This is a genomic window from Pseudomonas sp. FBCC-B35, from assembly GCF_059133755.1.
On record NZ_CP101439.1, the window covers coordinates 1,296,697 to 1,320,118 of the forward strand.

Sequence of the window (23,422 nt, forward strand, 5' to 3'; positions counted from 1 at the left end):
TATGTTAGGCATGTTTCGGGGCGTCTGGGATTACCGGGGCTTCATCCTCACCTCCATCAAGAACGAGTTCATCTCGCGCTTTGCCCGCAGCAAGCTAGGCGGCCTGTGGATGATCATCCACCCCCTGGCCCAGGTGGCCATCTACGCGTTGATCCTGTCCAACGTGCTGGGCGCGCGCCTGCCCGGCATCGACAACAAGTACGCCTACGCGCTGTACCTGATTGCCGGCATCCTGGCCTGGAACCTGTTCGCGGAAATCGTCGGCCGCTGCCTGACGGTGTTCATCGAACAGGGCAACCTGATGAAGAAGATGCGCTTTCCGCGCATTGCGCTGCCGGTGATCGTGGTGGGGTCGTGCCTGCTCAACAACCTGTTGCTGTTCATCGCCGCCATGATCATCTTCGCCTTGCTGGGCCATGCGCCCAACGCGCAGATGCTGTGGCTGCTGCCCCTGACCCTGGTGGTGGTGGCCTTCGCCGTCGGCCTGGGCCTGGTGCTGGGTGTGCTGAACGTGTTCTTGCGTGACATTGGTCAGGTGGTGCCGATCATCATGCAGGTATGGTTCTGGTTCACGCCGATCGTGTACTCGGTCAACATCGTGCCCGACTACCTCAAGGGCACCCTGGACATCAACCCGATGTATGCCATCGTCACCGGCTATCACAACGCGCTGGTCTACAAGCTTGCGCCGAACATCGCCGAACTGGGCGTCACGGTCGCCATTGCCCTGGGCCTGATGGTACTGGGGCTGTTCCTGTTCCGCAGGGCTTCTGCCGAAATGGTGGACTCGCTATGACACTTCTGTCCGTCAGCAACGTAGGCAAGGCCTACCGCAGCTACCGCTCCGAATGGCAGCGCATCGCGCGCTGGTGCTACTTGCCGGTCAAGGCCAGCAGCGAGCATTGGGTGCTCAAGCACATCAGCTTCAACATCGAGGCCGGTGAAGCCATCGGCCTGGTGGGGCAGAACGGCGCGGGCAAGTCCACGCTGCTGAAAATGATCACCGGCACCCTGCAACCCAGCGAAGGCACCGTGCGCGTCAACGGCCGCATCGCCGCCATCCTCGAGCTGGGCATGGGCTTCAACGCCGAGTTGAGCGGGCGTCAGAATGCCTACCACGCCGCCGGCCTGATGGGCTTTACCACCGACCAGATCGACGGCGTGATCGACGACATCGAGGCGTTCGCCGAAATTGGCGAGTACTTCGACCAGACGGTGCGCACCTATTCCAGCGGTATGCAGATGCGTGTGGCCTTTGCCGTCGCCACGGCATTCCGCCCCGAAATCCTGATCATCGACGAAGCCTTGTCGGTGGGTGACAGCTACTTCCAGCACAAGAGCTTTGGCCGCATCAAGGAATTCCAGCAGGCTGGCACCACGCTGCTGATCGTGTCCCACGACCGCGCCGCCATTCAGGCCCTGTGCAACCGGGCGATCCTGCTGGACGGCGGCACCGTCATCAAGGACGGGCCACCTGAAGAGGTGATGGATTACTACAACGCCCTGATCGCCCAGAAAGAAAACGCCACCGTCGAAGTGCAAACCCTCGAGAACGGTGCAGTGCAAACCCGCTCGGGCAGTGGCAAGGCCAGCATCGCAGGTGTCTCGCTGCTCAACGCCCAGGGCGCTGCCGCCGAATACGTGACCGTGGGCGAGGACGTCTGCCTGACCGTGGACGTGGCCATCAACGCCCCGTTGCCCGAACTGGTGGTGGGCTATGTGATCAAGGACCGCCTGGGGCAGGACGTATACGGCACCAACACCCACCACCTGGGGTGTGCCCGCAAGGACCTCGCCCAGGGCACGCAGCTGTCGTACCGTTTCCGCTTCCCCGCCAACCTGGGCGTGGGTTCTTATTCCGTCGCCGTCGCGCTGCATGCGGCCGATGCCCACGTGGTGGACAACTACGAGTGGCGCGACCTGGCCTTGGTGTTCAACGTCGTCAACGTTTCGGAAAGTACGTTCGTAGGCCTTGCCTGGATACCTCCGACCGTGGAGTGCAGTAATGGATAGTCGATTCTACCGGGCGTTCGAAGACCGCCATCGCGGCTCCCGGGCGCTGATCGCCAGCCGCCTCGAAGTCTACCTGCCGTTTCTGGCGCCGCTCAAAGACCTGTACCCCCAGGCGGGCGTGCTGGACGTAGGCTGCGGCCGTGGCGAGTGGCTGGAAATGCTGATTCGTGAAGGCTATGACGCCAGCGGTGTGGACCTGGACGAAGGCATGCTCGAAGCCTGCCGCGAACTGGGCCTGCCGGTGCGCACCGACGATGCGCTCAACGCGCTGCGCCAGTTGCCCGATGCCAGCCTGATCGCCGTCAGCGGCTTTCATATCGCCGAGCACATTCCCTTTACCGTGCTGGAAGAAATGGTTGGCGAAGCCATGCGGGTGCTGCAACCCGGCGGCTTGCTGATCCTGGAAACGCCCAACGCTGAAAACGTGGTGGTCGGCACCAACAATTTCTTCGTCGACCCCACCCATGACCGCCCAATCCCCAGCCTGCTGCTGTCGTTCTTGACCGAGTTCAAGGGCTTTGCCCGCTCCAAGGTCCTGCGCCTGCAAGAAGCGCCGGACCTGCGCGAGCCGGAGCGCAAGCTTGGCGTGATGGACGTGTTGGCCGGCACCAGCCCGGATTACGCCGTGGTGGCGCAGAAGCAGGCACCGGCCGAAATACTGGCCGCGTTCGACGCACCGTTCGAGCAGGTGTATGGCGTAGCGCTGGACGAATTGGCCTCGCGTTATGACCAGGCCCTGGAGGGCCGGTTGAATATCCTAGAGAATCAGATGGCAACCGAAGTACATGACCTGCTCGGCTCCCTGAAAGCCGAACAAGCCGAGCGCGTGCAATTGCTCGAGGCAGGGTTTGCGCAAGAGCGCGAGCGCTTGCAAGCCCAACTGGACAACGAGCGCGAGCATGCCCAGCACGCACTGGCCCAGGCACGCGAGCAGGCCGAACGGCTGCAACTCGAGATGAACACCTCGCTGAGCAACGCCCACCACTGGTACCTGCGCGCCACCGCGCTCGAACAGCAGTTGACCACATTCCAGAGCAGCACCGTGTGGCGCGCGACCACGCCCGTGCGCAAGCTGGGCCACCTGGTCAAGCACCCTCGCAGCGCCGCAACTACCGCCAAGCACACCCTGCGCCGTGTCGCGCCCCATGCACGGCTGTGGCTGGCGCGTCGCCCTGCCGTCGAGCGCAAGGTCAGGGCCCTGGTTCAGCGCAGCCCCTGGCTTACTGGCGTGTTGCGTGACCTGTTGAAGGTGCCAGCGCCTGCAGTGCCTGTAGAGGCCAACGACCCACAGCACGGTTTGATCGACCATGCTCCATTGACCCCACGGGGGCGCCAGATCGAAAGCGCGCTCCGTGCTGCCGTGACGAAGGGCCAGAAGTAATGCGTATCGTAATTGACATGCAGGGCGCGCAGACCGAAAGCCGTTTCAGAGGGATTGGTCGGTACAGCATGGCGTTTGCCCAGAGCATCGTGCGCAACCGCGGCGAACACGAAGTCTATCTTGTGCTCAATGGCATGCTGCACGAGAGCATCGAGCCCATCCGCACCGCGTTCATCGGTTTGTTGCCGCAGAGCCATATCCGCGTGTGGTACGCCGAAGGCCCCGTCGCCGACAGCCACCCGAACAACCTGGCGCGTCGCCAGACGGCCGAACATATGCGCCAGGCCTGCATCGACGCGCTCGAGCCGGACGTGATCCACGTGACCAGCTCGGTGGAAGGCTACATCGATGACGCGGTGATCGGCAGTGCCACGCTGCACCATGATGCGCTGGTCAGCGCCACGCTCTATGACCTGATCCCGCTGGTAAGCCCCAAGCAGTACCTCGACGGCAACCCGGCCTACAAAAGCCACTACCTGGCCAAGGTCGGCGCATTCCAGCAGTACGATCTGCTGCTGTCGATCTCGGACTTCGCGCGTCAGGAAGCACTCTCCCTGCTGCCGCTGGATGAGGCGAAAGTCGTCAACGTATCCACCGCTGCCGATGACGTGTTCTACCCGGTCACGCTCGCCCACGAAGAGCGTCTGGCGCTGCTTGAGAAATTCGGCCTGCGCGAACCGTTCGTGCTGTACACCGGTGGCGCCGACGAGCGCAAGAACCTGCCTCGCCTGATCGAGGCCTTCGCAGCCGTCAAACCCAAGCTGGGTGAGACCCAACTGGTATTCGCCGGCAAGATGCCGCAATACCACGTGGACCTGTACCGTCAGCATGCCCGTGACCAGGGGCTGGCCCCGGACGACCTGGCATTCACCGGTTTCGTCAGCGATGCCGAGCTGCGCAGCCTGTACAGCATCTGCGAGCTCTACGTATTCCCGTCCTGGCACGAAGGCTTTGGGCTGCCGCCGCTGGAGGCCATGAAATGTGGCGCGCCCGTGATCGGTGCCAACGCCTCCAGCGTACCGGAGGTCATTGGCTGGGATCAGGCAACCTTCGACCCACACGATCCAGCGGCGATTGCCAGCAAGCTCGAGCAAGCCCTGCTGGACGACGCCTTCCGCAAGGCCCTGGCCGTTCACGGGTCAGACCGCGCCGAGCATTTCTCGTGGGACCGTACAGGGCAGGCCGCCCTCGAGGCCTTCGAACACGCCATGGCCCAGCGCCAGGCCGTCCAGGCGCACATCGAGCAGCCGCATGACCACCTGCAACAGTTGATCGAAACCCTCAGTGCCAGTGCGCCGCTGCAAAACGGTGAGGTCAGCGTCGAGCGCCTGGCCAAGGCCGTTGATTACTCCGTGCAACCGCCTACGGATGTACCAAGCCTGTTCGTCGACATTTCGGAGCTGTGCAAGCACGACGGCAAGAGCGGCATCCAGCGCGTGGTGCGCAGCATTCTGCTGGAATGGCTGGTCAATCCGCCTTCGACCTACAAGGTCGTACCGGTGTACACCACGCCTGCAGAGCCGTACTACCGTGAAGCGTCGGCGTTCACCGCCAAGTTCCTGGGCCAGGAGCCGAACGAAGCGTTGCAGGACGAAGTCATCAGCTACCGTGCTGGCGACGTGTACCTGGGCCTGGACCTGTTGATGGATGTGCTGCCGCACAAGAAGGCCTACTTCAACGCCATGCGTGACCACGGCGTCAGCATCCTGTTCGTGGTCTACGACTTGCTGATTCTGCAACTGCCGCACTGTTTCGTCGAAAGCCTGCACGAACACTATGCGAAATGGATACGGACGGTGGCCGAATACGACGGCGCCATCTGCATTTCCCAAGCCGTGGCTGATGAGCTCAATGACTGGTACCTGGAGCACATGCCTGCACGCAAGCGCCCGTTCCACATTGGCGCCTTCCACTTGGGCGCCGACCTTGACCAGTCCGTGCCATCGCTGGGCTTCCCGGAAGACCCGGCCATGCGCCTGGAAGCGCTGGAAGACAACCCTACCTTCCTGATGGTAGGTACGCTGGAACCCCGTAAAGGGCATGCACAAACGCTAGAGGCGTTTGAACAGCTATGGGCCGATGGGGTACAAGCCAATCTCGTGATCGTGGGCAAGCATGGCTGGCTGGTCGATGAACTGGCGCGCAAGCTCGAGAACCACGCCGAGCGCGGCAAGCGGCTGTTGTGGCTCTCCGGTGCCAGCGACGAATACCTGGAGCACCTGTACCAGGAGTCCGACTGCCTGGTGGCCGGCTCCTACGGTGAAGGCTTCGGCTTGCCGCTGATCGAGGCCGCGCAGCACAAACTGCCAATCATCGCCCGCGACCTTGCGGTATTCAGGGAAGTGGCCGGTGATCACGCCTGGTACTTCGAAGGCACGCACACAGAAGAAATTGCCGAGAAGATCAAGCAATGGCTGGGGTTGTTCGAAAAGGGCGAACACCCTCAATCCACCGAAATGCCATGGTTGACATGGAAAGCCAGCGCACAACAGCTGGTGGCTGCAATCGATAAGTGCGCGTTCTAACGCGCCTATAAAACACACACTGGGGCGTTTGCAATGAGTTCAAGGTTGGGTTCCACGGGGAGGACGGGCCTGGCGTTAGCGTTGGCTATCGCCGTCTGGTTCGTGTGGCATCATTTTCCTTCGGGGTTCATCGCCGGTACATCGTCGTACTGGCAGTCGGAAGTCGACGACGTTACGCAATACATCTCTGGCTTCCACGCGTTCTTCAGTGCGCCTTTCGGGTATCCGCTGCTGGCATTCGACAGCATCAATTACCCGCAGGGCACGCGCGCGACGTTCATGGACACCATTCCGCTGTATGCGCTTATCCTGAAACTGGTGGTGCCCGCGTCATACGCACCGTTCAACCCCTACGGCGTGTGGGTGGGCCTAGCATTCCTGGGCCAGGCCGTGTGTGGCTGGTGGATACTGCGCGAGCTTGAGGTCAAGTCCTGGCTGGCACTGGTGGCGCTGGTGGTGTGCCTGCTGATCTTCCCGGCCTTTACAGCGCGTGTGACCCATATCTCGCTGATGACGCACTGGATCCTGCTGGCAGCCATCGCACTCTACTTGCGTGGGCAGCGCCTGGGGCAGGTGCCCGTGGCAGGCTGGACAGCATTGTTGGTGGCCGGCTTCTACATCAACATCTACCTGTGCGTGATGGCGAGCGCCATTTATGTCGCCAACTGGCTGGCCAAGCCACGGCACTACCGCTGGGTGGACGTGCCTCGGGCGTTGTTGCCGTTCCTGATCATCGGCGCCAGCTTGTGGGTGACCGTGTTCCCCATGGACTCCACGAACGTGGCCAAGGAAACCGGTTTCGGCACGTTTTCCATGAACCTGCTGGCACCGTTTTCAGGGGGTACGTTCTTCCCCATCGAAAACGCCGAAATGCCGGGGCAATACGAAGGCTTCAATTACCTGGGCCTGGGTGTCTTGCTGGGGTTGCTGGCCGGCCTGGTACTGGGCGGGCGCAGGGCAGTGAGGTGGGCGGCGGACAACTGGCCGCTGGTGCTGGTGATGCTTGGGCTCACCCTGTATGCACTTTCCGACAGCATCTATTGGGGCACCCACCAGGTGCTGGTGCTGCATTACCCCGCGTTCATGGAGGCCATCACTACGCAGTTCCGGGCCTCTGGCCGGTTCTTCTGGCCTGTAGGGTATGCGCTGACCATCGCGGCCATCGTACTGCTGTACCGCAGGCTGCCCAAACGCGTTTTCGCGCTGGCGATGTTGGTGTTGATCGTGGTGCAGGTGGCGGACATGTCCATCCAGCGCCACCGCTTGATCGATGGCGCCAAGCGCCCGGCAACACCAATCCTGACCCAGGCTGCGTGGGACGCCCAGATAGCCGATGGCATTCAGTATCTGTATTTCTTCCCCAAGTTCCGCTGCGGGCGCTCGGACATGATCCTCAGTACGCTGATGCCGACCATGCGGTATGCCGTCGAGCACGGGCTCAAGATCAACACCGGCTACGTGGCACGCGCCAACTCCAACTGTGCAGTGGAAAGCACCCAGGCCGAAATTGCAGGCTCCGATGCGCGCCACTCCCTGTATGTATTCGTCAAGGGCGATTTCCCTGAAGTGGGCCAGGCGCTGGCGCTGTTCCCAGCCGACCATCAGCCCCAGTGCACCGAACTCGATTACGCCCATGTGTGCAAGTTTGATGTGGACAAGGAGCGCCACTGATGAGCCAGCCCAGGCGCTTGTTGTCGCTGATCTCACCGTTCTACAACGAAGAGCGCGGTGTTTGCGCGTTTTTCGAGCGTGTGGACGCCCTGTCAAAGACGTTGGCCGATCGCTATGACTTCGAGGTCATCGCGATCAATGACGGCAGCAGGGACCAGACCTACGAAGAACTGCTCAAGGCCCAGGCGGCTTACCCGTACGTAACGGTCGTTGACCTGTCACGAAACTTTGGGAAAGAAGCCGCGCTTTCAGCTGGCCTGGACTTTGCGACCGGCGATGCAGTCGTGCCCATCGACTCCGACCTTCAGCATCCTCCCGAAGTGGTGCTGGAACTCGTTGCCAAATGGGAGGAGGGCGCCGAAGTGGTGCTGGCCAAGCGCGTGGATCGGCGCACTGACCACGCGGTGCAGAAGTTCACCGCCAACGGGTTCTACAAACTGCACAACTCCATCTCGGACATCCACATACCTGCGGACGTGGGCGATTTTCGCTTGATGGACCGCAAGGTCGTCGAGGCGCTAAAAAGGCTTCCTGAAAACCGTCGCTTCATGAAGGGGCTGTTTGCCTGGGTAGGTTTTCGCACCGCCACCATCGAATACCAGGTGGCGCCACGCAGCACCGGCAAGACCAGCTTCAACACCTGGAAACTCTGGAATTTTGCCATCGAAGGCATCACCAGCTACAGCTCGGCCCCCTTGCGCATATGGACTTACCTGGGCTGTGCGGTATCGGCCATGGCCTTTGTGTATGCGGTTTACCTGCTGATCAAGACCCTGTGCTTTGGCGCCGATACGCCCGGCTATGCCTCGTTGATGATCACCATCCTGTTCGCCAGCGGCGTGCAGCTGATCGGCATAGGGGTGCTTGGGGAGTATGTCGGGCGGATCTTCGTGGAATCCAAGCGCCGGCCCGTGTACATCGTGCGCGAAGTGGTCAAGACCGACCGATGATCATTCCGGGCAAGTACTACCAGTTTCTGCGTTTTGCCTTGGTCGGCGTGGCCAACACGGCGGTGCATGCCGGCGTGGTGATTTTGCTGATGGAAACCCTGGCGCCGCCGGCAGCCGTGGCCAACGCGTGTGCATTCATCGTGGCCAACCTGATGTCCTACTGCATCAACAGCCGGTTCACCTTCCGTGTGCCGATGAGTTGGCTGGGATACCGGCGCTTCTTGCTGGTCTCACTGGTGTCGCTGGGCCTGACGCTGCTCATCACCTCGTGGGTCGAATACATGGGTTGGCACTATGGCGTGGGCCTGGTGATGGTGGTCTTCATCGTGCCAGTGCTCAACTTCATGGTGATGAAGCTCTGGGCATTCGCCCCGGCCAAGTCATGAAAACGCCACCCTGCCGCCACGCCCACCGCAATGACTATTTTTTGGAATACGTAACAGGACTCAAACTATGACAATTGGCCAGCAAGAACACCTTTCGCCTGGCAGCGTACAACCTTGCGAAGATCGCGCGACCAGCATTGCGGTGGTGATCCCTTCCTACAAAGTGACCGCGCACATCCTGGGCGTCATTGCCGATATTGGCCCGGAAGTCGAGCGCATCTACGTAGTCGATGATTGCTGCCCGGAAGGCTCCGGCCGTTATGTCGAGGAACACGCCACCGACCCGCGTGTAGTGGTGCTGCGCAACCCGGAAAACCAGGGCGTGGGCGGTGCGGTCATGACCGGCTACCAGGCGGCTATCCAGGACGGCATGGACATCATCGTCAAGATCGACGGGGATGGCCAGATGGACCCAGGCCTGCTGATGAACTTCGTCACGCCCATTCTTGAGGGCACGGCCGACTACACCAAGGGCAACCGGTTCTACGACCTGGAAGAAATCCGGGCAATGCCCAAGATTCGCCTGTTCGGCAACGCTGTCCTGTCCTTCATGACCAAGTTCTCGTCCGGATACTGGGACCTGTTCGACCCCACCAATGGCTACACGGCCATCCACCGTGACGTCGCCCGCCACCTGCCATTCGCCAAGATCAGCCGTCGCTACTTCTTCGAGACTGACATCCTGTTCCGGCTCAATACCCTGCGCGCGGTGGTGGTGGATGTGCCCATGGACGCCAAGTACGGCGATGAAGTCAGCAACTTGAAGATTTCCAAGATCGTGGGCGAGTTCCTGGCCAAGCACGTGCGCAACTTCGGCAAGCGGATCTTCTACAACTACTACCTGCGCGACATGTCGCTGGCGTCCCTGGAGCTGCCGGCTGGCCTGCTGTTGCTGATATGGGGTCTGGTCTTCGGCCTGTCTCACTGGGCTTCGTCCATCTATACCGGAGTCGCCAACTCTGCCGGCACCGTGATGCTGTCTGCCTTGCCGATATTCCTGGGTATCCAACTGATCCTGGCGTTCTTGGGGCAGGACATCGCCTCGGTCCCCAGAAGGCCGTTCCACCTATCGCGGTTGAAGTCCAAGTTCAAGGCAGGTAAGCGCCCATGATGTATGCCATTGCAATTCTATGCGTCGTGGGTATCGCGACCGGCCAGATCATGTTCAAGCTCAGCGCCAGTGCGCTGCAGCGCGCCGGCACCATCTTCGACCTCAAGACCCTGATGATTTTGGGCTCTGCGTTCGCACTGTACGGTGTGACCACCATCGCCTGGGTGTGGGTGCTGCAAAAGATCGAACTGGGCAAAGCCTACCCGCTGATGGCGTTGGCCTTCGTGCTGGTGCCAATCGGCAGCCACTTCATCTTGGGTGAGCGGTTCCAGATCCAGTACTTCATCGGCGTCGCATTCATCATGTTCGGCATCGTACTGGCCGTTAAGTCCTGATCGGGCGCACATGCAGCAGGTTGTGGAAATGAAGAGCAGTAGAAGGGATAGGGCAGTATGAAGTTGATAGAAAGGTCGCAGCTGAACGCGACCGTGGCAGTCGCGGCAATCATGGCACTGGCCTTCGTGCTGCTGATGATGCGTTCAAGCGGTATCTACCCAACCGTCTTCGGGGATGAATACACCTACAGCTCGATGGCACGCGTGCTGCCGCTGTCGAGCGCATCGATACCCAACTACCTGTACCTGAGCATCTACAAGTCCACGTTGATGTGTGGCGACGGGTTCGTGGGTTGTACCAAGCTGCTCAATGCCCTGTTCTTCGTGCTGGCCTCGCCGTTCATCTTCATGGTGGCACGCCGGTATTGCAGTGCGCGGGTGTCGGTGTTGATCGTGGCCCTGAGCATGCTCGGGCCGATCAACGGCTACACCACGTACTTCATGCCTGAAGCGCTGTTCTACCTGACGTTCTGGATCAGCGCCTGGTACTTTCTGACCCTGGCCTCGAACGCGCCTTGGCAACGCTGGGCGCTGCTCGGCGTGCTGATGGGGTGTTCGTCCCTGGTCAAGCCGCATGCGCTGTTCGTCATCCCAGCCTTCTGCCTGTGCATTGCCTACTTTGCCTACAAAGACCAGGACCGCTGGTTCGTGACGGCGGTAAAAAACGCCGCTGTGTTCGTCGGCGTCATGTTGCTGACCAAATTTGGCTTCAGCTACCTGGTCGCCGGCAAGGCAGGCCTGACGCTGTTCGGCAACTTCTACGCCACCACCCTTGAGTCCAGCGCCTCCAGCCTCGACCGGTACCTGGCCATCCTGAAAGCGGCGCCGACCATTGCGGCCGGGCACCTGCTGGGCAATGCCGTGATGTTCGGCTGCGCCTTGGCGATCATCATCACCACCAGCATCGCCACATTGCGAACTCGCGCCATCGGCGAGGACGGGAAGTTTGCCTTCTTCACCCTGTTCCTGCTGCTGAACCTGATCGCCGTGGTGGCGTTGTTCTCGGCATCCGTGGCCGGCACCAACGCCGTCGAAACCGCGTTGCGCCTGCACATGCGCTACTACGACTTCCTGTTCCCGTTGCTGTTCATCGCCGCAGGCGCCGAACTGGCGGGGGCCAGGCTCACGGCGCACCGTTACGTGCGCTGGGGCGTGGCGATCGTGGTGATGGGCGCTGTGGTGTATGCCGGCATCACGCGCATGTACCCGTTTACCCTGAGCTTTATCGATAACCCTGAGCTGCGCGGCTTTACCGCTGGTAATCGGGCCTTCTACGTACTCGCAGGGCTCTCGCTGATCAGCTTGATGCTGTGGTGTGCAAAGCCGCGCAAGGGCTTGCAGCTGTTCGTGTTCGTCTTCCTGCCGCTTTCCATTCTGGTCAGTACGGTATACGCCAGCATGTCGCTGCTCGAACGCAGGCATGCAGACGTGTATGACAAGGCCGGGATGTTCGCGCGTCAATACCTGCCCGTCAGCGAGCGTCCACATCTGCTGGTGGTAGGGGATAACCCGGCCTCGATTCTGCGGGCACTGTACTGGGTGGAAGATTTGAACGCAGGCCCGGACTTGTCGTATAAACCAGGCGAAATCTACACCGCCGACCAGTCGCCGGCTGACAAGAGATGGATCCTGGTAGTAGGGGATGTCGAGTTTGCCAAAGGCGACTTCAAGGTCCTCAAGCTCAATGGCTTCTCGTTGGCCAGAAAGCTGCCCAAGGACAACCCGCTGCTGCTCGATTTCCGCTCAAACATCCACACCGAGTCGGTAGACACGTTGCGCGGCATGTCCCATGCCGAAAGCTGGGGCGCCTGGTCCGAAGGTGACACCGTGACGTTGCAGTTCTCACGGCCGCTGCCCAAAACCTTCACGCTGGAAATCAACGCCAAGGCGTTTGGCCCCAACCAGGGCCGCACCTTTGAAGTGAAGGTAGATGATCGCCGCTATCCGCTGAAGCTGAGCGGTGAAGTGGAACCGTATAGCTTGAAGATCGACAACCCCGACGAAGTCAGCAAGCTGACCATCAAGGTACCCCAGGCCACTTCGCCCGAGCAGCTGGGTATCAGTGGCGACAAGCGCATGTTGGGGATTGGGCTTCGGCAGATTGTGATTCGGGAAGACAAATAGCAGTGCTGTGACGGTACCTATGCGCTTGGATCGATAGGTACCGTCAGGGCAGGGGAGTGAGCACCTTGCCGAATCAACAACCCGCCGCTCAGTTCGCCATGCCAGCGTCAGCATCGTCCATCAACGTCTTGGCCAGTGCGCCCAGGTAGTACGCGGCCCATACCAATTTCGGGATTTCGTCCATCAAGCCGCTGATGGTCAGCTTCGACGAGGCCGACACCTAGTGCTGTCAAACAAATGGGTGGCAGCTGTACGTGGGTTGACAGACCGGTCGACAGAGGAACTTACCCGGCGCACGCGAACGTGCCCCACGCACAGCCACCATAAGGGTGACACTACCTTTTTGTCGAAACAGCCTGCCAAAGCCGGTCGTTGATGAGCAACGACGGGGTGAGAGACTAGGGCTGCGCCTGAACAACGGCAATCGAAAAAAGGCGATGGGATTGTGTTTGGGAAATGGGCTACAGGAAAGGCGTAAATTCCGATCAATAGGCCGGCTGCGGCGGTACCCACGCCCTCGGAAAAATACAAAACCGGCAGTTAAGCGTGGTGCAGGCGAATCGAACGGTGCGATGAAACGCTGATCTGCTCCAGAAGGGGACCGGTTGGGTTAGTTAGGTGTTAATGCAGAAACCTGCCGCTCTCGCTGTCGCAGCCAAGCTTGGGCGGGGCGCTCCAAGTACCGATGGGTGGCAAGGCTCAGGGGTATGAGTACAGCAAAGAACAGCACCATCACCCACCCTTGATAGAACACTGCTCGTGAAAGCGCCAATGCGTCGAAGGCCATGGCGAATATGATCTGCAATGGGAAATGAGTGAGGTAGGACGAGTAACTAATGTCGCCCAGCCACGCCCAGCGCCGCGCCAGACCGGGCCAGCGCGAGCCCGCGGCCGCCAGTGCGGCAATAAGTAATGGGTAGCACACGTAAAGCAGCAACGGGTTGTTCAGCCCGGCGGGTGTTTGCAGAAGCCAGACCCAGGCCACCAGACACAGTGGGCCTGTGATGAGCAGCGCACCCCCATCGCCCAGATACCGGCGCACCCACGTCAGCACGCCATAGGTCATGCCACCGACGAAAAAGCACACCAGACCACTACCCAGTTTGTAGATGTCTGGATAAAGGAAGCTGCCAATCGCGATGGCCGCCAGGGTCAATGGCCATTTCCAGCGCTTGGTCAGGCAGATGATGAAGAAGATCGCGTAGAGCAACACTTCCACCGACACCGACCACACAGGCGCGTTGAAGGACCAACCCTTTTCCAAGCCCCAGGCCGGCACCATCAAAATATTCAGCACCGCGTGATAGACGTCATTGAACGGATAGACGAAATAGGTGCCGTGGCTGCTGAGATAGGCCCATTGCAGGGCCACGACAGCCATGAACGTGACGATGTGCAAAGGGTAGAGCCTGCTAAACCTGTCCTGGGCAAAACGTGACACCGTCAACGAGCGACAGCTGATGCCGTTTGCGAACAACCAGTAGAAAACGAACCCCGATAATGTGAAGAACAGCTGCACAGCCAAGTTGCCATGCCGATACAGCAGTTCAAACGTGCTGAAGAACGGTTGCTGTGCCGGGTCGAAGTCATGGGCTGCGCTACCCACATAGAAGAAGTGCTGCCAATGCCAGAACACGACACACAGGGCAGCAACGCCACGCAGCACATCCAACGTATAGAGCCGATTACTGGGGTTAGGAAGAGTCATGTGTGCTGCTTGATAAAGGAGGTAAGGAAGGTAAATGTTGATCCAGCCAAAAATGAGTCCGGCATTGCGGTCACTGGCGCTTTCAAATTGTGTACTAACGCTGAACGCTGCTACCTGGGCATATGAGGATGATCATTAGCCCTCCCTGCCGGGGCGGAGTATACGCTGGCTCGGGATAGAGCACCCAATGAGCGTGTGTGCGAAGAATCCCCAGACAGCGCGATTGGGTGCTATGGGTATGGCCTGCGCTCAGCTCGCCAAGCCAGCCTCAGCATCGTCCATCAGCGTTTTGGCCAGCGCACCCAGATAGTATGCAGCCCACACCAGCTTCGGGTTTTCGTCCATCAAGCCACTGATGGTCAGCTCCTGCGCGTAACCCATCAGTTCTGAGGCTTGGGCGCGGGCGTGCTCACACGGGATGCCGGGTTCGATGCAGAACAGTGGCTCGGTTTGCTGTTTGCCTTGGTAAAACTTGGTTTTGCCAGCGGTGACGCCGGTTTCCGGTACGGTCATTGATTATCTCCCTGCTTATTTGCTGCCAGGGCTGTCGTGTGGACGACCATTGCTTGGCAATGGTCAGCCCAGCGCAGCCCATTCGGCTTCAATGCATTGCGCGAGGTTCTCTGGGCCTTTGCACCTGCAGAAGCGCCGACTCCAGCAATGCCCGCAGCGCCTCGAGTTGATGCAGAGACGTCATGATCAGAATCGATGTCGGGGATTTGGGCTGTAGCAGCAAGGCCTGATGGGCGACGGTTGCGGCGCATAGCGCGTGATCCGAGGCTTGAATCAGGGTGTCTTCCAGGGAGTGGATGTGGTGCGGTGGGTCGGGGACGATCTTGAGCATCGCGTATGTCCTTTGATCAGTGCGGCCGCCTCTTGCTGTCAAACAAGTGGGTGGCAGCTGTACGTGGGTTGACAGACCGGCGGACATAGCAAGTTCCGGCGCACGCAAGCGTGCCCGCACGTACAGCCGCCATCAAGGACGAGCTGATTTCTATGTACCGTGACGGCCTGTCAAAGCCGTGCCGTTGATAGCCAACGACAGGGCGAGACTAGGTCGCTTCCAGAATGGCCGCAACGGAAAATAGGGAGGATGAGTATCTTTGGGAAATGGACTACAGGGAAGGGGTAGATTCTGATTTTTCTGCTTTCAGAGGTGCGAAGCTCAGGTGCTTGAGAATAGATTCAAGCGTCTGCGCTGAAGAGTTATGAAAGTAAAAACTGGAAAGGAACGGAAGCCTCTAACAAGGTCTGTTAAGCCGGTGATCGCAGAAGCTCGGCATCGTCTGTCTGCGCTTTGCAACGTCCGAAGCTGAGCGTTCTTCTGCACAAGGAGCGACGCGGATTCGAGCCAAGCTCCTCGGCGTTCCTCATTCCAGGATCGATCCTTTTATCCGCATGGAAGCGACGACTTCGAAACCGTCGAGTAGCCCGTTCAGTTTCTGAGGGATCATGACACCAGCACCGTCAATCGGCTCGGTCGAGGTTTTAAGTGCGTCAGCCTTAGGTGTAAGCGCTCGCGCATTCACCCAAGTGCTCTGTTATTTCGCCGATCCCGAACCTGTTAACACACCGCTAAATCTTCGTCCGAGACTTCTTAAGGTTTTGCCATCCCAGGATCACTTTCCGTTGGTGACCGAGGAATCTACAAACACTGACTGCCGGGTGGGCACGCTGCTCAGTTCGCCATGCCTGCCTCAGCATCGTCCATCAGCGTTTTGGCCAGTGCACCCAGATAGTACGCAGCCCATATCAACTTCGGGTTTTCGTCCATCAAGCCACTGATGGTCAGCTCCTGTGCGTACCCCATCAGCTCAGAGGCTTGAGCACGGGCGTGCTCACACGGTATGCCGGGTTCGATGCAGAACAGTGGCTCGGTTTGCTGTTTGCCTTGATAGAACTTGGTTTTGCCGGCTGTAACGCCGGTTTGATGTGCGGTCATTGATTGGTCTCCCTGCCTGTTTGCTGCCAAGGCTGCCATGTGGGCGACCTTGCTCGGCAATGGTCAGCCCACCACAGCCCCAGCTGGCTTCAATGCATTGCTCGAGGTTCTCTGGGCCTTTGCACCTGCAGAAGCGCTGACTCCAGCAAGGCCCGCAGCGCCTCGAGTTCGTGCAGAGACGTCATGATCAGAATCGATGTCGGGGATTTGGGCTGTAGCAGCAAGGCCTGATGCGCGACGGTTGCGGCGCATAGCGCGTGATCCGAGGCCTGAACCAGGGTGTCTTCCAGGGAGTGGATGTGGTGCGGTGGGTCGGGGACGATCTTAAGCATCGCATAGTACCTTCCAATCGGGCCCCCTCCCGACTGCTGTCAAACAGAGGGAGGCAGCTGTACGTAGGTTGACAGACCGGCGGACTATGCAAGTTCCGGCGCACGCAAGCGTGCCCCACGTACAGCCGCCATAACGCGAGCTGTGTGCATAATACCGTTACGACCTGTCAAAGCCGTGTCGTTGATGAGCAACGACGCCCCGAGAGTAGAAGCGTAGAAACGAGGTCGCAATGGTAAATGCGGGGTCAGAGTATCTTTGGGAAACGGACTACAAGGAAGGGGCAGATTCTGATCTTTTTGCTTTCTGAAGCTTAAGCCTGCGTGCTTAACACCAGACTCAGTCGCTTACCGGGAAAAGCGGGCCGCTCTAATCATCGAAGCGGGTGAATCGCTCGCAAGCGTTTCTTACTATGGCGAGACTAGGTGTCGGGCAATCAGAACTGCTTAGGCTGTAGTTGCTGACAAGGCCAAGCCTTACACGGCTTGGCCCCGTTGCAGGATTACTCGAACACTTCAGCGTTAGCCAACGCCACGCCGAGTTGATCCTTGCCAGACAAGCTCGGGCTGAAATCAATCGGCCACTCGATAGCGATTTCCGGGTCATCCCACGCGATGCACCGCTCACTGGCAGGCGAGTAGAAATCGGTGGTCTTGTACAAGAATTCAGCGGTTTCACTCAGGGTGACAAAACCGTGCGCGAACCCTGGCGGGACCCACAGCTGATTCTTGTTTTCCGCAGAAAGCACCGCACCGACCCATTTGCCGAAAGTGGGGGAGGAGCGACGGATATCGACCGCCACGTCGAACACTTCCCCTTGGACCACGCGCACCAGTTTGCCCTGGGCATGAGGGGGCAACTGGTAGTGCAGGCCCCGAAGCACGCCTTTCACTGATCGAGAGTGATTGTCCTGAACGAAATCGGGGCGCAGGCCAGTGACTTCTTCAAACACATTGGCGTTGAAGCTTTCGTAGAAGAAGCCCCGGTCATCGCCGAAGACTTTTGGGGCGAACAGAAGGACATCAGGGATGGCCAGAGGGGTAGCGTGCATCAGAAAACCTTTTCGCTAAGCAGGTTACGCAGGTACTGGCCGTAGCCATTTTTGAGCAATGGCTGGGCCAGGCGCTCGAGTTGTTCGGCATCAATCCAGCCTGCACGGAAGCAGATCTCTTCTGGGCATGCCACCTTCAACCCTTGGCGGCGCTCCATGGTCGCAATGTACTGGCTGGCATCGAGCAGGCTGTCGTGAGTACCTGTGTCCAGCCATGCATAGCCACGGCCCATGATCTCGACATGCAGCTGCGCTTGTTGCAGGTACAGGTTGTTGAGGTCGGTGATCTCCAGCTCGCCTCGGGCCGATGGCTTCAGGCTGCGCGCCAGGTCGACCACTTGGTTGTCGTAGAAGTAAAGGCCCGTCACCGCATAGTTGGACTTCGGCTGTGTTGGCTTTTCTTCCAGCGACAATACGCGCCCGGCCTCGTTGAATTCGGCCACACCGTAACGCTCAGGGTCGTTGACGTGGTACGCGAACACGGAGGCGCCCGTTTCGCGTTGGCCCGCGTTCAACAGCAGCGACTGGAAGTCGTGGCCGTAGAAGATGTTGTCGCCCAGCACCAGCGCAGAAGTGTCGTTGCCAATGAAGGCCTCGCCGATGGTGAATGCCTGAGCCAAGCCATCAGGGCTTGGCTGGACGGCGTAGGACAGGTTCAGGCCCCATTGGCTGCCGTCGCCTAGCAACTGCTCGAAGCGTGGGGTGTCCTGCGGCGTTGAAATGATCAGGATGTCGCGGATACCGGCGAGCAGCAGGGTGCTCAGCGGGTAATAGATCATGGGTTTGTCATACACCGGCAGCAGCTGCTTCGATACCGAGAGCGTCGCGGGGTGCAGGCGTGTGCCTGAGCCGCCGGCCAGAATAATTCCTTTACGAGCCATGGGAATCCTTACTTATGGATTTCGTCTAGCATACGTTTAACGCCTTGCTGCCAGGGCGGCATTTTCAACTTAAACGCGCTTTCGAGCTTGCCCAGTGCCAGCCGCGAATTTCGCGGGCGCGGCGCGGGTACAGGGTAAGCGTCGGTATTGATCGCTGATACTTGATCAGCGTTCACTTTAAGCGATATGCCCCTGCAAAGCGCGTCCTGCAGCACTAATTGGGCGTACGCGTGCCAGCATGTTTCACCCGATGCTGCCAGGTGGTAGATCCCGGCAAGGTGAGCGCTCGCGGGCTGGTTGACCACCTGGCGCACGACATGGGCTGTAACGTCCGCGATCAGGTCAGCACCGGTTGGGGCGCCGAACTGGTCAGCTACCACGCTCAAGGCGTCCCGCTCCTGGGCAAGGCGCAGCATGGTCTTTGCAAAGTTATTTCCGCGGGCAGCGTACACCCAGCTGGTGCGCAGGATGACGGCCTTGGCACCGCTGGCTTCTATGGCCTGCTCACCCTCAAGCTTGGTACGGCCATAGACCGACAGCGGGCCGGTGGCTGCGGTTTCTTGCCGAGGCTGATCACCGCTGCCGTCATACACGTAGTCAGTAGAGTAATGAATCAGCCAAGCGCCCAAGCGAGCGGCTTCACGCGCCAGTAGGGCAGGGGCCTGAGCATTGATAAGCGCTGCTGCCTGAGGATCACCCTCTGCTTTATCCACGGCTGTATAAGCGGCCGCGTTGACGATTACATCAGGCGCGAGCAAACGAACTGTGCTCGCCAACGCATCCAACTGGCTCAAATCCCCACAGAGCTCGCCGTCACCCTGACGGTCCAGTGCGACAACTTCACCGAGCGGCGAAAGAGACCGCTGCAGCTCCCAGCCTACTTGCCCGTTTTTCCCCAACAGCAGGATTTTCACGCTTCATTTGCCCCGTATTGCTTAGCCACCCAATCACGGTACGAACCGTCCATCACGCCCTGCACCCATTCCTGATTGGCAAGGTACCAGGCGACAGTTTTGCGGATGCCGGTATCGAACGTTTCCGCAGGTTTCCAGCCTAGCTCGCGCTCGATCTTGCGTGCATCGATGGCGTAACGGCGGTCGTGGCCCGGGCGGTCTGTCACGTAGGTGATCAGCTCGGCGTAATGTCCGACAGGCGCACCGGTCTTTTGGTTGATCACATTGCGCGCGGACGCTGGCGCCAGCTCATCGAGCAGGCCGCAGACCGTACGCACGATATCGATGTTGGCTTTCTCGTTCCAGCCGCCGATGTTGTAGGTTTCGCCTGTGGTGCCGGCTTCCAGCACACGGCGGATACCGGAGCAGTGGTCCTCTACGTACAACCAGTCCCGAATCTGCTGGCCGTCACCGTAGACAGGCAACGGTTTACCCGCGAGCGCGTTGACGATCATGAGCGGGATCAGTTTTTCGGGGAAGTGGAACGGCCCGTAGTTATTGGAGCAGTTGGTGGTGAGGACTGGCATACCGTAGGTATGGAAGTAGGAACGCACCAGGTGGTCACTGGCGGCTTTGCTAGCGGAGTAGGGGCTGTTGGGGGCGTAGGGTGTGGTTTCAGTGAACGCCGGATCGTTTGGCGCGAGTGTGCCGTACACCTCATCTGTTGAGACGTGGAGGAAGCGGAAACCTTCTTTCTCCTGCCCGGTCAGACTGCTCCAGTGCGCACGTGCGGCTTCCAGCAGTCTAAAGGTGCCCATGACGTTGGTCTGGACGAATGCTTCGGGGCCAGTGATAGAGCGGTCTACATGAGATTCGGCTGCAAAATGGACCACGGCGCGGGGGCGGTGCTCGGCGAACAGCTTGGCCAAGAGCGACGCGTCGCAGATGTCGCCTTGGACGAAGTGATGCTGTGTGTTGCCTTCAAGGGACTGCAGGTTGGCTAGGTTGCCTGCGTAGGTGAGGGCGTCGAGGTTGAGGACGGGTTCCTCATGGTGCGCGCACCACTGCAGAACGTAATTTGACCCGATGAAGCCGGCTCCGCCTGTTACTAGAATCATGAAGATAGACCTGCTCTAAAATGGGCGTTTTGTGTAATGACGGTCTTGAGTACTCAAATCAATGCACTAACTGACCGTGACGCTTTCATTTCATCTGCTAAGGATGTGCAACAACCGTATGATCACTCATATTTCGATAAGTTACTAAAATACAAAAATACTAGATTTTCAAATGATAACGCTGGTTCTTATTTCTGAATAGCAGTAAATTAATAAACTGCCGCTAACGTATGGTTGCATTTGTGTGGTCACTTGTCTAGCAGTTCACGAATTGCGTTGAGAAGCTTCTCGGACTGCGCAGATTTATCTTGTTCGATTCTGAGTTTGTTTTCTAATTCCACAATCCTTTGATTATAGTTGTGGGCTATTAATATACTAATTCCAAGTGCTTTCTCTTGTGATGTTTCTGACTCATTGCAGAACTTGGAGAACCAGGGGCTCCTAGAAGCTCGATCCAGCCAAATGGATCTATAAGCAAATAAAACACCCTGTCGCTCATCGACAAACCCACGAATTATGCTGCGATCAAACGGTGCCCATGGCTTGACATTAGTAATGTAATGAAGGTTCTTGGCGGTAGGGTGTAAATTTTTATCAACTAATACAGCCCAGCGTACGCGGTGGTTGTATACAGGATCAAGCTCTTCGACCTGATCCTGGCAACTGGAAAATGCAAAATATAGTGCAAGCTGTTCTATTAGCTTTGCCTTCGGGCAATGCGAAAAAATAAACTCATAACACTTCAAGAGTCTGTCAAAGAACTTGTTCTGATGGCAAAGTTTATTATCGAAGGCAATGAACCCTGCATTCATGTAGGCCCGAACTTGAGGGTTTAAAAGCCCTTGGTGGGTTGCTAAAGAGATAGAGTCAGCTGTAAGCCCCTCTTTCTCGAGGTTTATATTCATTATCAGTCCGCGTGCCATTCCAGCGACAGGCATCACATTCTGGATTTCATACCTGCCGAGGCAAAGTATGTCATAGTCCACCTTGATAGATTGCTCATAACCGATAGTGAGCAAATATTCTGGTAAAGCCCAGTTGAGTAATATCTCAATCGGCCAGCGACCCTCAGCCATTTGTGGTAAGGTGGCAATACGGTCATCAACTTCTAAAATCTTAGCATCGATAAATGTGATTTTGTGATGTTGGAGAGCATCAATCATGTCACTGGTCAATTTAGACGCATCGAAACACATGAAGGCATCAAAAGTATTAGGGTTTTTATCTTGAATACTGTCGAGTGCCACCAGCGCAGGAAAGAAAATTCGTTCATCTCCCGCAACGAAAATAGCTGGCTTGTTGGGCATACACCTCTCCTTCGTCTGGTCTCAGTAGGCGAATTTCTAATTTATGCCTACGTAACAATTGGTATTCTAATGGGTAAATCATACTCAAGAATGAATCTATAGGCTACTTCAATTCGAAAAAAAATAGTCAGCGGCTAGTTGAGCTAGGTGATTTTTGGGTCGACATACGGAGCGGCGTATGGTAAACGTCGCAGAATGAGTTGAATTAGTACCACGTGGCCATGGTTAACTGAATAAGCATAGACGGAAGAAAAAATGTTGAACGTTTCCCGGGGAAGTTGGTCCGTTGCCACTACGGTTAGGGCCCCTGAATATCAGATTAATAATTTTTTGGAGCACTACGTAGGATTGGGTGCAGATAAAATCTATATTTTTTTCGACGATCCCGAATTCACCGCTTATGACGCAGACAGGTTCGCTGGACGCGTTATCTCTTTTGTATGCAATGATAAATATTGGGAAACAGCCTATAAAGCTCCGCCTATGGCAGAGCGGATAGGGCGCCCGGACGCTGTAGAGATAAGGCAAGGTGTTAATGCTCTCTTTGCGAGGGAAGTAATGACGTCCGAGTGGCTGCTTCACGTCGACGTGGATGAATTCATATACGCAAAGAAAGATGTTTCTGAGGTGCTGTCGGTATATCCTGCGACGGTTTTTTCAGTGCTACTTCGGACGCTTGAAGCTGTCTACGATAGTGTAAAACCGGAAGGTAAAGAAACAGATACTCTTTATTTTAAGAAATCCGTGCAACAAAAGGAGCTGCTAGAGGAGATATACCCCTCTGAGTTGTTAAAATGCGCTACAAACGGATTATGGGGCACTATAATAGGGAAGTCTTTCATAAGAAAAAGCCCTGAAATAAAATCAATGTCTGTTCACTGGCCAACCCCAGTTGATACGTCACTTACAAAAAATGTACCTACTTACTATATAGATTTGTTGCACTTTGAAGGTCAGACCTACGATCTTTTTAAAGAAAAAGTAAAGCTGCGAATTTATAAGAATGTCGCTAAACATATGCCTCAGACTTATAAAGTGCGGCTTGATATTTGTAAGCGAGCCTATGAGGAGCATGGTGATGAAGGGCTCTTATCTGTATACAGGAGTTTCTATGTTATGGAATCCGATACTCTTGATAAGGCGATCCAGTCGGGCGTGGTTGTCAAAGTAAACTGGTCACTGGGTACGATATCCGATCACAAAATTCTGATCAATAATCCAATATTCGATTTGAACGCGCGACTTAGCAACTGGGGTGGAACTCTGATTAAGTCAGTCCACGGGACGTATTTAGTGTATGACAGCGATGAAATGCTTATCAAATCCGCTGCTGCACAGGAGGTTGTCAATCGGAAAAATTATCATCCCGTTGAGATAGAGGTTGTGGAAAAACGGGCTAGGTTATTTGTTAGGTATCAGAATTATATTTTGCGAGTTTACGCTTCTCAAGGGCTTTTAAGAGCAGCGAACTCCGATGAAGATAACTGGTTGAACGTGAGTTATCAAGATTCTGTTATACACCTGGAACGAGAGGGTGTCTATTTATCCGTTGCTCCTAGTAAGGCTGTGACCTTTGATCGCATGCGAGCTTCAAAATGGGAATCTTTTACTTTAAAAGAAATTTATCCTCAAATTTCCTGATTGAGTCTGGAGCGGTGCCAGCCGCTCCAGTAGTTTTTAAATATTTGAACAGTGG

At 57.4% G+C, this 23,422-nt stretch carries 22 protein-coding genes; 11 read left to right on the plus strand and 11 right to left on the minus strand.

The annotated features are described in order from the left end of the window. Nucleotide 1: 1 nt before the first annotated feature. The 10 genes from NMB38_RS05835 to NMB38_RS05880 all read left to right on the plus strand — a co-directional run bounded on the left by NMB38_RS05835 (nucleotide 2) and on the right by NMB38_RS05880 (nucleotide 12,496). Complete coding sequence (locus NMB38_RS05835) at nucleotides 2-796, plus strand: ABC transporter permease (RefSeq protein WP_027914255.1); 795 nt, start codon at nucleotides 2-4, stop codon at nucleotides 794-796. Then, the gene (locus NMB38_RS05840; protein ID WP_023536279.1) at nucleotides 793-2,013 is read left to right on the plus strand and encodes an ABC transporter ATP-binding protein; all 1,221 of its coding nucleotides are present in this window, start codon (nucleotides 793-795) and stop codon (nucleotides 2,011-2,013) included. Before NMB38_RS05835 ends, NMB38_RS05840 begins: the two co-directional genes overlap by 4 nt. After that, complete coding sequence (locus tag NMB38_RS05845) at nucleotides 2,006-3,394, plus strand: methyltransferase domain-containing protein (RefSeq protein WP_494354919.1); 1,389 nt, start codon at nucleotides 2,006-2,008, stop codon at nucleotides 3,392-3,394. The genes NMB38_RS05840 and NMB38_RS05845 overlap by 8 nt, the downstream gene beginning before the upstream one ends. Next, nucleotides 3,394-5,919 (plus strand): glycosyltransferase family 4 protein, encoded by a 2,526-nt coding sequence (locus tag NMB38_RS05850; RefSeq protein WP_457383839.1) that lies wholly within the window; start codon nucleotides 3,394-3,396, stop codon nucleotides 5,917-5,919. The genes NMB38_RS05845 and NMB38_RS05850 overlap by 1 nt, the downstream gene beginning before the upstream one ends. A gap of 81 nt (nucleotides 5,920-6,000) precedes the next feature. Beyond that, nucleotides 6,001-7,590, plus strand: a complete 1,590-nt coding sequence (locus tag NMB38_RS05855) for a DUF6311 domain-containing protein (protein ID WP_230396015.1) — start codon at nucleotides 6,001-6,003, stop codon at nucleotides 7,588-7,590. Then, a complete protein-coding gene (locus NMB38_RS05860) occupies nucleotides 7,590-8,540 on the plus strand; it encodes a glycosyltransferase family 2 protein (RefSeq protein ID WP_033694998.1) in 951 nt (316 codons plus the stop codon). Before NMB38_RS05855 ends, NMB38_RS05860 begins: the two co-directional genes overlap by 1 nt. Beyond that, nucleotides 8,537-8,926, plus strand: coding sequence for a GtrA family protein (locus NMB38_RS05865; protein ID WP_023536239.1), 390 nt, complete (start codon nucleotides 8,537-8,539; stop codon nucleotides 8,924-8,926). The genes NMB38_RS05860 and NMB38_RS05865 overlap by 4 nt, the downstream gene beginning before the upstream one ends. A 67-nt stretch (nucleotides 8,927-8,993) precedes the next feature. Further along, the gene (locus tag NMB38_RS05870; protein WP_080992900.1) at nucleotides 8,994-10,037 is read left to right on the plus strand and encodes a glycosyltransferase family 2 protein; all 1,044 of its coding nucleotides are present in this window, start codon (nucleotides 8,994-8,996) and stop codon (nucleotides 10,035-10,037) included. Then, nucleotides 10,034-10,372, plus strand: coding sequence for a DMT family transporter (locus tag NMB38_RS05875; protein ID WP_028687408.1), 339 nt, complete (start codon nucleotides 10,034-10,036; stop codon nucleotides 10,370-10,372). The genes NMB38_RS05870 and NMB38_RS05875 overlap by 4 nt, the downstream gene beginning before the upstream one ends. A gap of 57 nt (nucleotides 10,373-10,429) precedes the next feature. Further along, nucleotides 10,430-12,496: an ArnT family glycosyltransferase gene (locus tag NMB38_RS05880; RefSeq protein WP_345956655.1), complete on the plus strand. Its 2,067-nt coding sequence runs from the start codon at nucleotides 10,430-10,432 to the stop codon at nucleotides 12,494-12,496. An 88-nt stretch (nucleotides 12,497-12,584) separates the two neighbouring features. Here the strand turns inward: NMB38_RS05880 and NMB38_RS05885 are convergent, their stop codons facing one another. The 11 genes from NMB38_RS05885 to NMB38_RS05935 form a co-directional block, all read right to left on the minus strand. After that, nucleotides 12,585-12,716: a hypothetical protein gene (locus tag NMB38_RS05885; RefSeq protein WP_345956884.1), complete on the minus strand. Its 132-nt coding sequence runs from the start codon at nucleotides 12,714-12,716 to the stop codon at nucleotides 12,585-12,587. A 390-nt stretch (nucleotides 12,717-13,106) separates the two neighbouring features. Beyond that, the gene (locus NMB38_RS05890) at nucleotides 13,107-14,204 is read right to left on the minus strand and encodes an acyltransferase family protein (RefSeq protein WP_345956656.1); all 1,098 of its coding nucleotides are present in this window, start codon (nucleotides 14,202-14,204) and stop codon (nucleotides 13,107-13,109) included. 249 nt (nucleotides 14,205-14,453) lie between these two features. After that, complete coding sequence (locus NMB38_RS05895; RefSeq protein ID WP_132579064.1) at nucleotides 14,454-14,717, minus strand: DUF3077 domain-containing protein; 264 nt, start codon at nucleotides 14,715-14,717, stop codon at nucleotides 14,454-14,456. An 88-nt stretch (nucleotides 14,718-14,805) separates the two neighbouring features. Continuing rightward, nucleotides 14,806-15,048, minus strand: a complete 243-nt coding sequence (locus tag NMB38_RS05900) for a hypothetical protein (RefSeq protein ID WP_028687410.1) — start codon at nucleotides 15,046-15,048, stop codon at nucleotides 14,806-14,808. Between the two features lie 834 nt (nucleotides 15,049-15,882). Further along, on the minus strand, nucleotides 15,883-16,146 hold the full coding sequence (locus NMB38_RS05905) for a DUF3077 domain-containing protein (protein WP_028687411.1): 264 nt from the start codon (nucleotides 16,144-16,146) through the stop codon (nucleotides 15,883-15,885). An 89-nt stretch (nucleotides 16,147-16,235) separates the two neighbouring features. Continuing rightward, nucleotides 16,236-16,478, minus strand: a complete 243-nt coding sequence (locus NMB38_RS05910; RefSeq protein ID WP_345956658.1) for a hypothetical protein — start codon at nucleotides 16,476-16,478, stop codon at nucleotides 16,236-16,238. Between the two features lie 500 nt (nucleotides 16,479-16,978). Next, a complete protein-coding gene (rfbC, locus tag NMB38_RS05915) occupies nucleotides 16,979-17,527 on the minus strand; it encodes a dTDP-4-dehydrorhamnose 3,5-epimerase (protein ID WP_028687412.1) in 549 nt (182 codons plus the stop codon). Then, nucleotides 17,527-18,408 carry a glucose-1-phosphate thymidylyltransferase RfbA gene (gene rfbA / locus NMB38_RS05920; RefSeq protein WP_288650908.1) on the minus strand — a complete coding sequence of 294 codons (882 nt, stop codon included), beginning with the start codon at nucleotides 18,406-18,408 and terminating at the stop codon, nucleotides 17,527-17,529. Before rfbA ends, rfbC begins: the two co-directional genes overlap by 1 nt. A gap of 8 nt (nucleotides 18,409-18,416) precedes the next feature. Beyond that, nucleotides 18,417-19,322 (minus strand): dTDP-4-dehydrorhamnose reductase, encoded by a 906-nt coding sequence (rfbD, locus tag NMB38_RS05925; protein ID WP_128610739.1) that lies wholly within the window; start codon nucleotides 19,320-19,322, stop codon nucleotides 18,417-18,419. Further along, nucleotides 19,319-20,419 carry a dTDP-glucose 4,6-dehydratase gene (gene rfbB, locus NMB38_RS05930; protein ID WP_236165674.1) on the minus strand — a complete coding sequence of 367 codons (1,101 nt, stop codon included), beginning with the start codon at nucleotides 20,417-20,419 and terminating at the stop codon, nucleotides 19,319-19,321. Before rfbB ends, rfbD begins: the two co-directional genes overlap by 4 nt. Before the next feature lie 248 nt (nucleotides 20,420-20,667). Next, the gene (locus NMB38_RS05935; RefSeq protein WP_028687414.1) at nucleotides 20,668-21,726 is read right to left on the minus strand and encodes a glycosyltransferase; all 1,059 of its coding nucleotides are present in this window, start codon (nucleotides 21,724-21,726) and stop codon (nucleotides 20,668-20,670) included. 255 nt (nucleotides 21,727-21,981) lie between these two features. On the opposite strand from NMB38_RS05935, the gene NMB38_RS05940 reads away from it, so the two are divergent. After that, nucleotides 21,982-23,367, plus strand: a complete 1,386-nt coding sequence (locus tag NMB38_RS05940) for a glycosyltransferase family 2 protein (RefSeq protein WP_028687415.1) — start codon at nucleotides 21,982-21,984, stop codon at nucleotides 23,365-23,367. The last annotated feature ends 55 nt before the right edge of the window (nucleotides 23,368-23,422 follow it).

Coding starts and splice junctions, on each gene's coding strand:
- NMB38_RS05900 (WP_028687410.1), bottom strand. CDS start 15,048: ATGCTCAAGATCGTCCCCGACCCACCGCACCACATCCACTCCCTGGAA.
- NMB38_RS05890 (WP_345956656.1), bottom strand. CDS start 14,204: ATGACTCTTCCTAACCCCAGTAATCGGCTCTATACGTTGGATGTGCTG.
- rfbC (WP_028687412.1), bottom strand. CDS start 17,527: ATGCACGCTACCCCTCTGGCCATCCCTGATGTCCTTCTGTTCGCCCCA.
- NMB38_RS05895 (WP_132579064.1), bottom strand. CDS start 14,717: ATGACCGTACCGGAAACCGGCGTCACCGCTGGCAAAACCAAGTTTTAC.
- NMB38_RS05910 (WP_345956658.1), bottom strand. CDS start 16,478: ATGCTTAAGATCGTCCCCGACCCACCGCACCACATCCACTCCCTGGAA.
- NMB38_RS05850 (WP_457383839.1), top strand. CDS start 3,394: ATGCGTATCGTAATTGACATGCAGGGCGCGCAGACCGAAAGCCGTTTC.
- NMB38_RS05875 (WP_028687408.1), top strand. CDS start 10,034: ATGATGTATGCCATTGCAATTCTATGCGTCGTGGGTATCGCGACCGGC.
- NMB38_RS05880 (WP_345956655.1), top strand. CDS start 10,430: ATGAAGTTGATAGAAAGGTCGCAGCTGAACGCGACCGTGGCAGTCGCG.
- NMB38_RS05845 (WP_494354919.1), top strand. CDS start 2,006: ATGGATAGTCGATTCTACCGGGCGTTCGAAGACCGCCATCGCGGCTCC.
- NMB38_RS05905 (WP_028687411.1), bottom strand. CDS start 16,146: ATGACCGCACATCAAACCGGCGTTACAGCCGGCAAAACCAAGTTCTAT.
- NMB38_RS05865 (WP_023536239.1), top strand. CDS start 8,537: ATGATCATTCCGGGCAAGTACTACCAGTTTCTGCGTTTTGCCTTGGTC.
- NMB38_RS05935 (WP_028687414.1), bottom strand. CDS start 21,726: ATGCCCAACAAGCCAGCTATTTTCGTTGCGGGAGATGAACGAATTTTC.
- NMB38_RS05870 (WP_080992900.1), top strand. CDS start 8,994: ATGACAATTGGCCAGCAAGAACACCTTTCGCCTGGCAGCGTACAACCT.
- rfbB (WP_236165674.1), bottom strand. CDS start 20,419: ATGATTCTAGTAACAGGCGGAGCCGGCTTCATCGGGTCAAATTACGTT.
- NMB38_RS05835 (WP_027914255.1), top strand. CDS start 2: ATGTTAGGCATGTTTCGGGGCGTCTGGGATTACCGGGGCTTCATCCTC.
- NMB38_RS05840 (WP_023536279.1), top strand. CDS start 793: ATGACACTTCTGTCCGTCAGCAACGTAGGCAAGGCCTACCGCAGCTAC.
- NMB38_RS05860 (WP_033694998.1), top strand. CDS start 7,590: ATGAGCCAGCCCAGGCGCTTGTTGTCGCTGATCTCACCGTTCTACAAC.
- rfbA (WP_288650908.1), bottom strand. CDS start 18,408: ATGGCTCGTAAAGGAATTATTCTGGCCGGCGGCTCAGGCACACGCCTG.
- NMB38_RS05940 (WP_028687415.1), top strand. CDS start 21,982: ATGTTGAACGTTTCCCGGGGAAGTTGGTCCGTTGCCACTACGGTTAGG.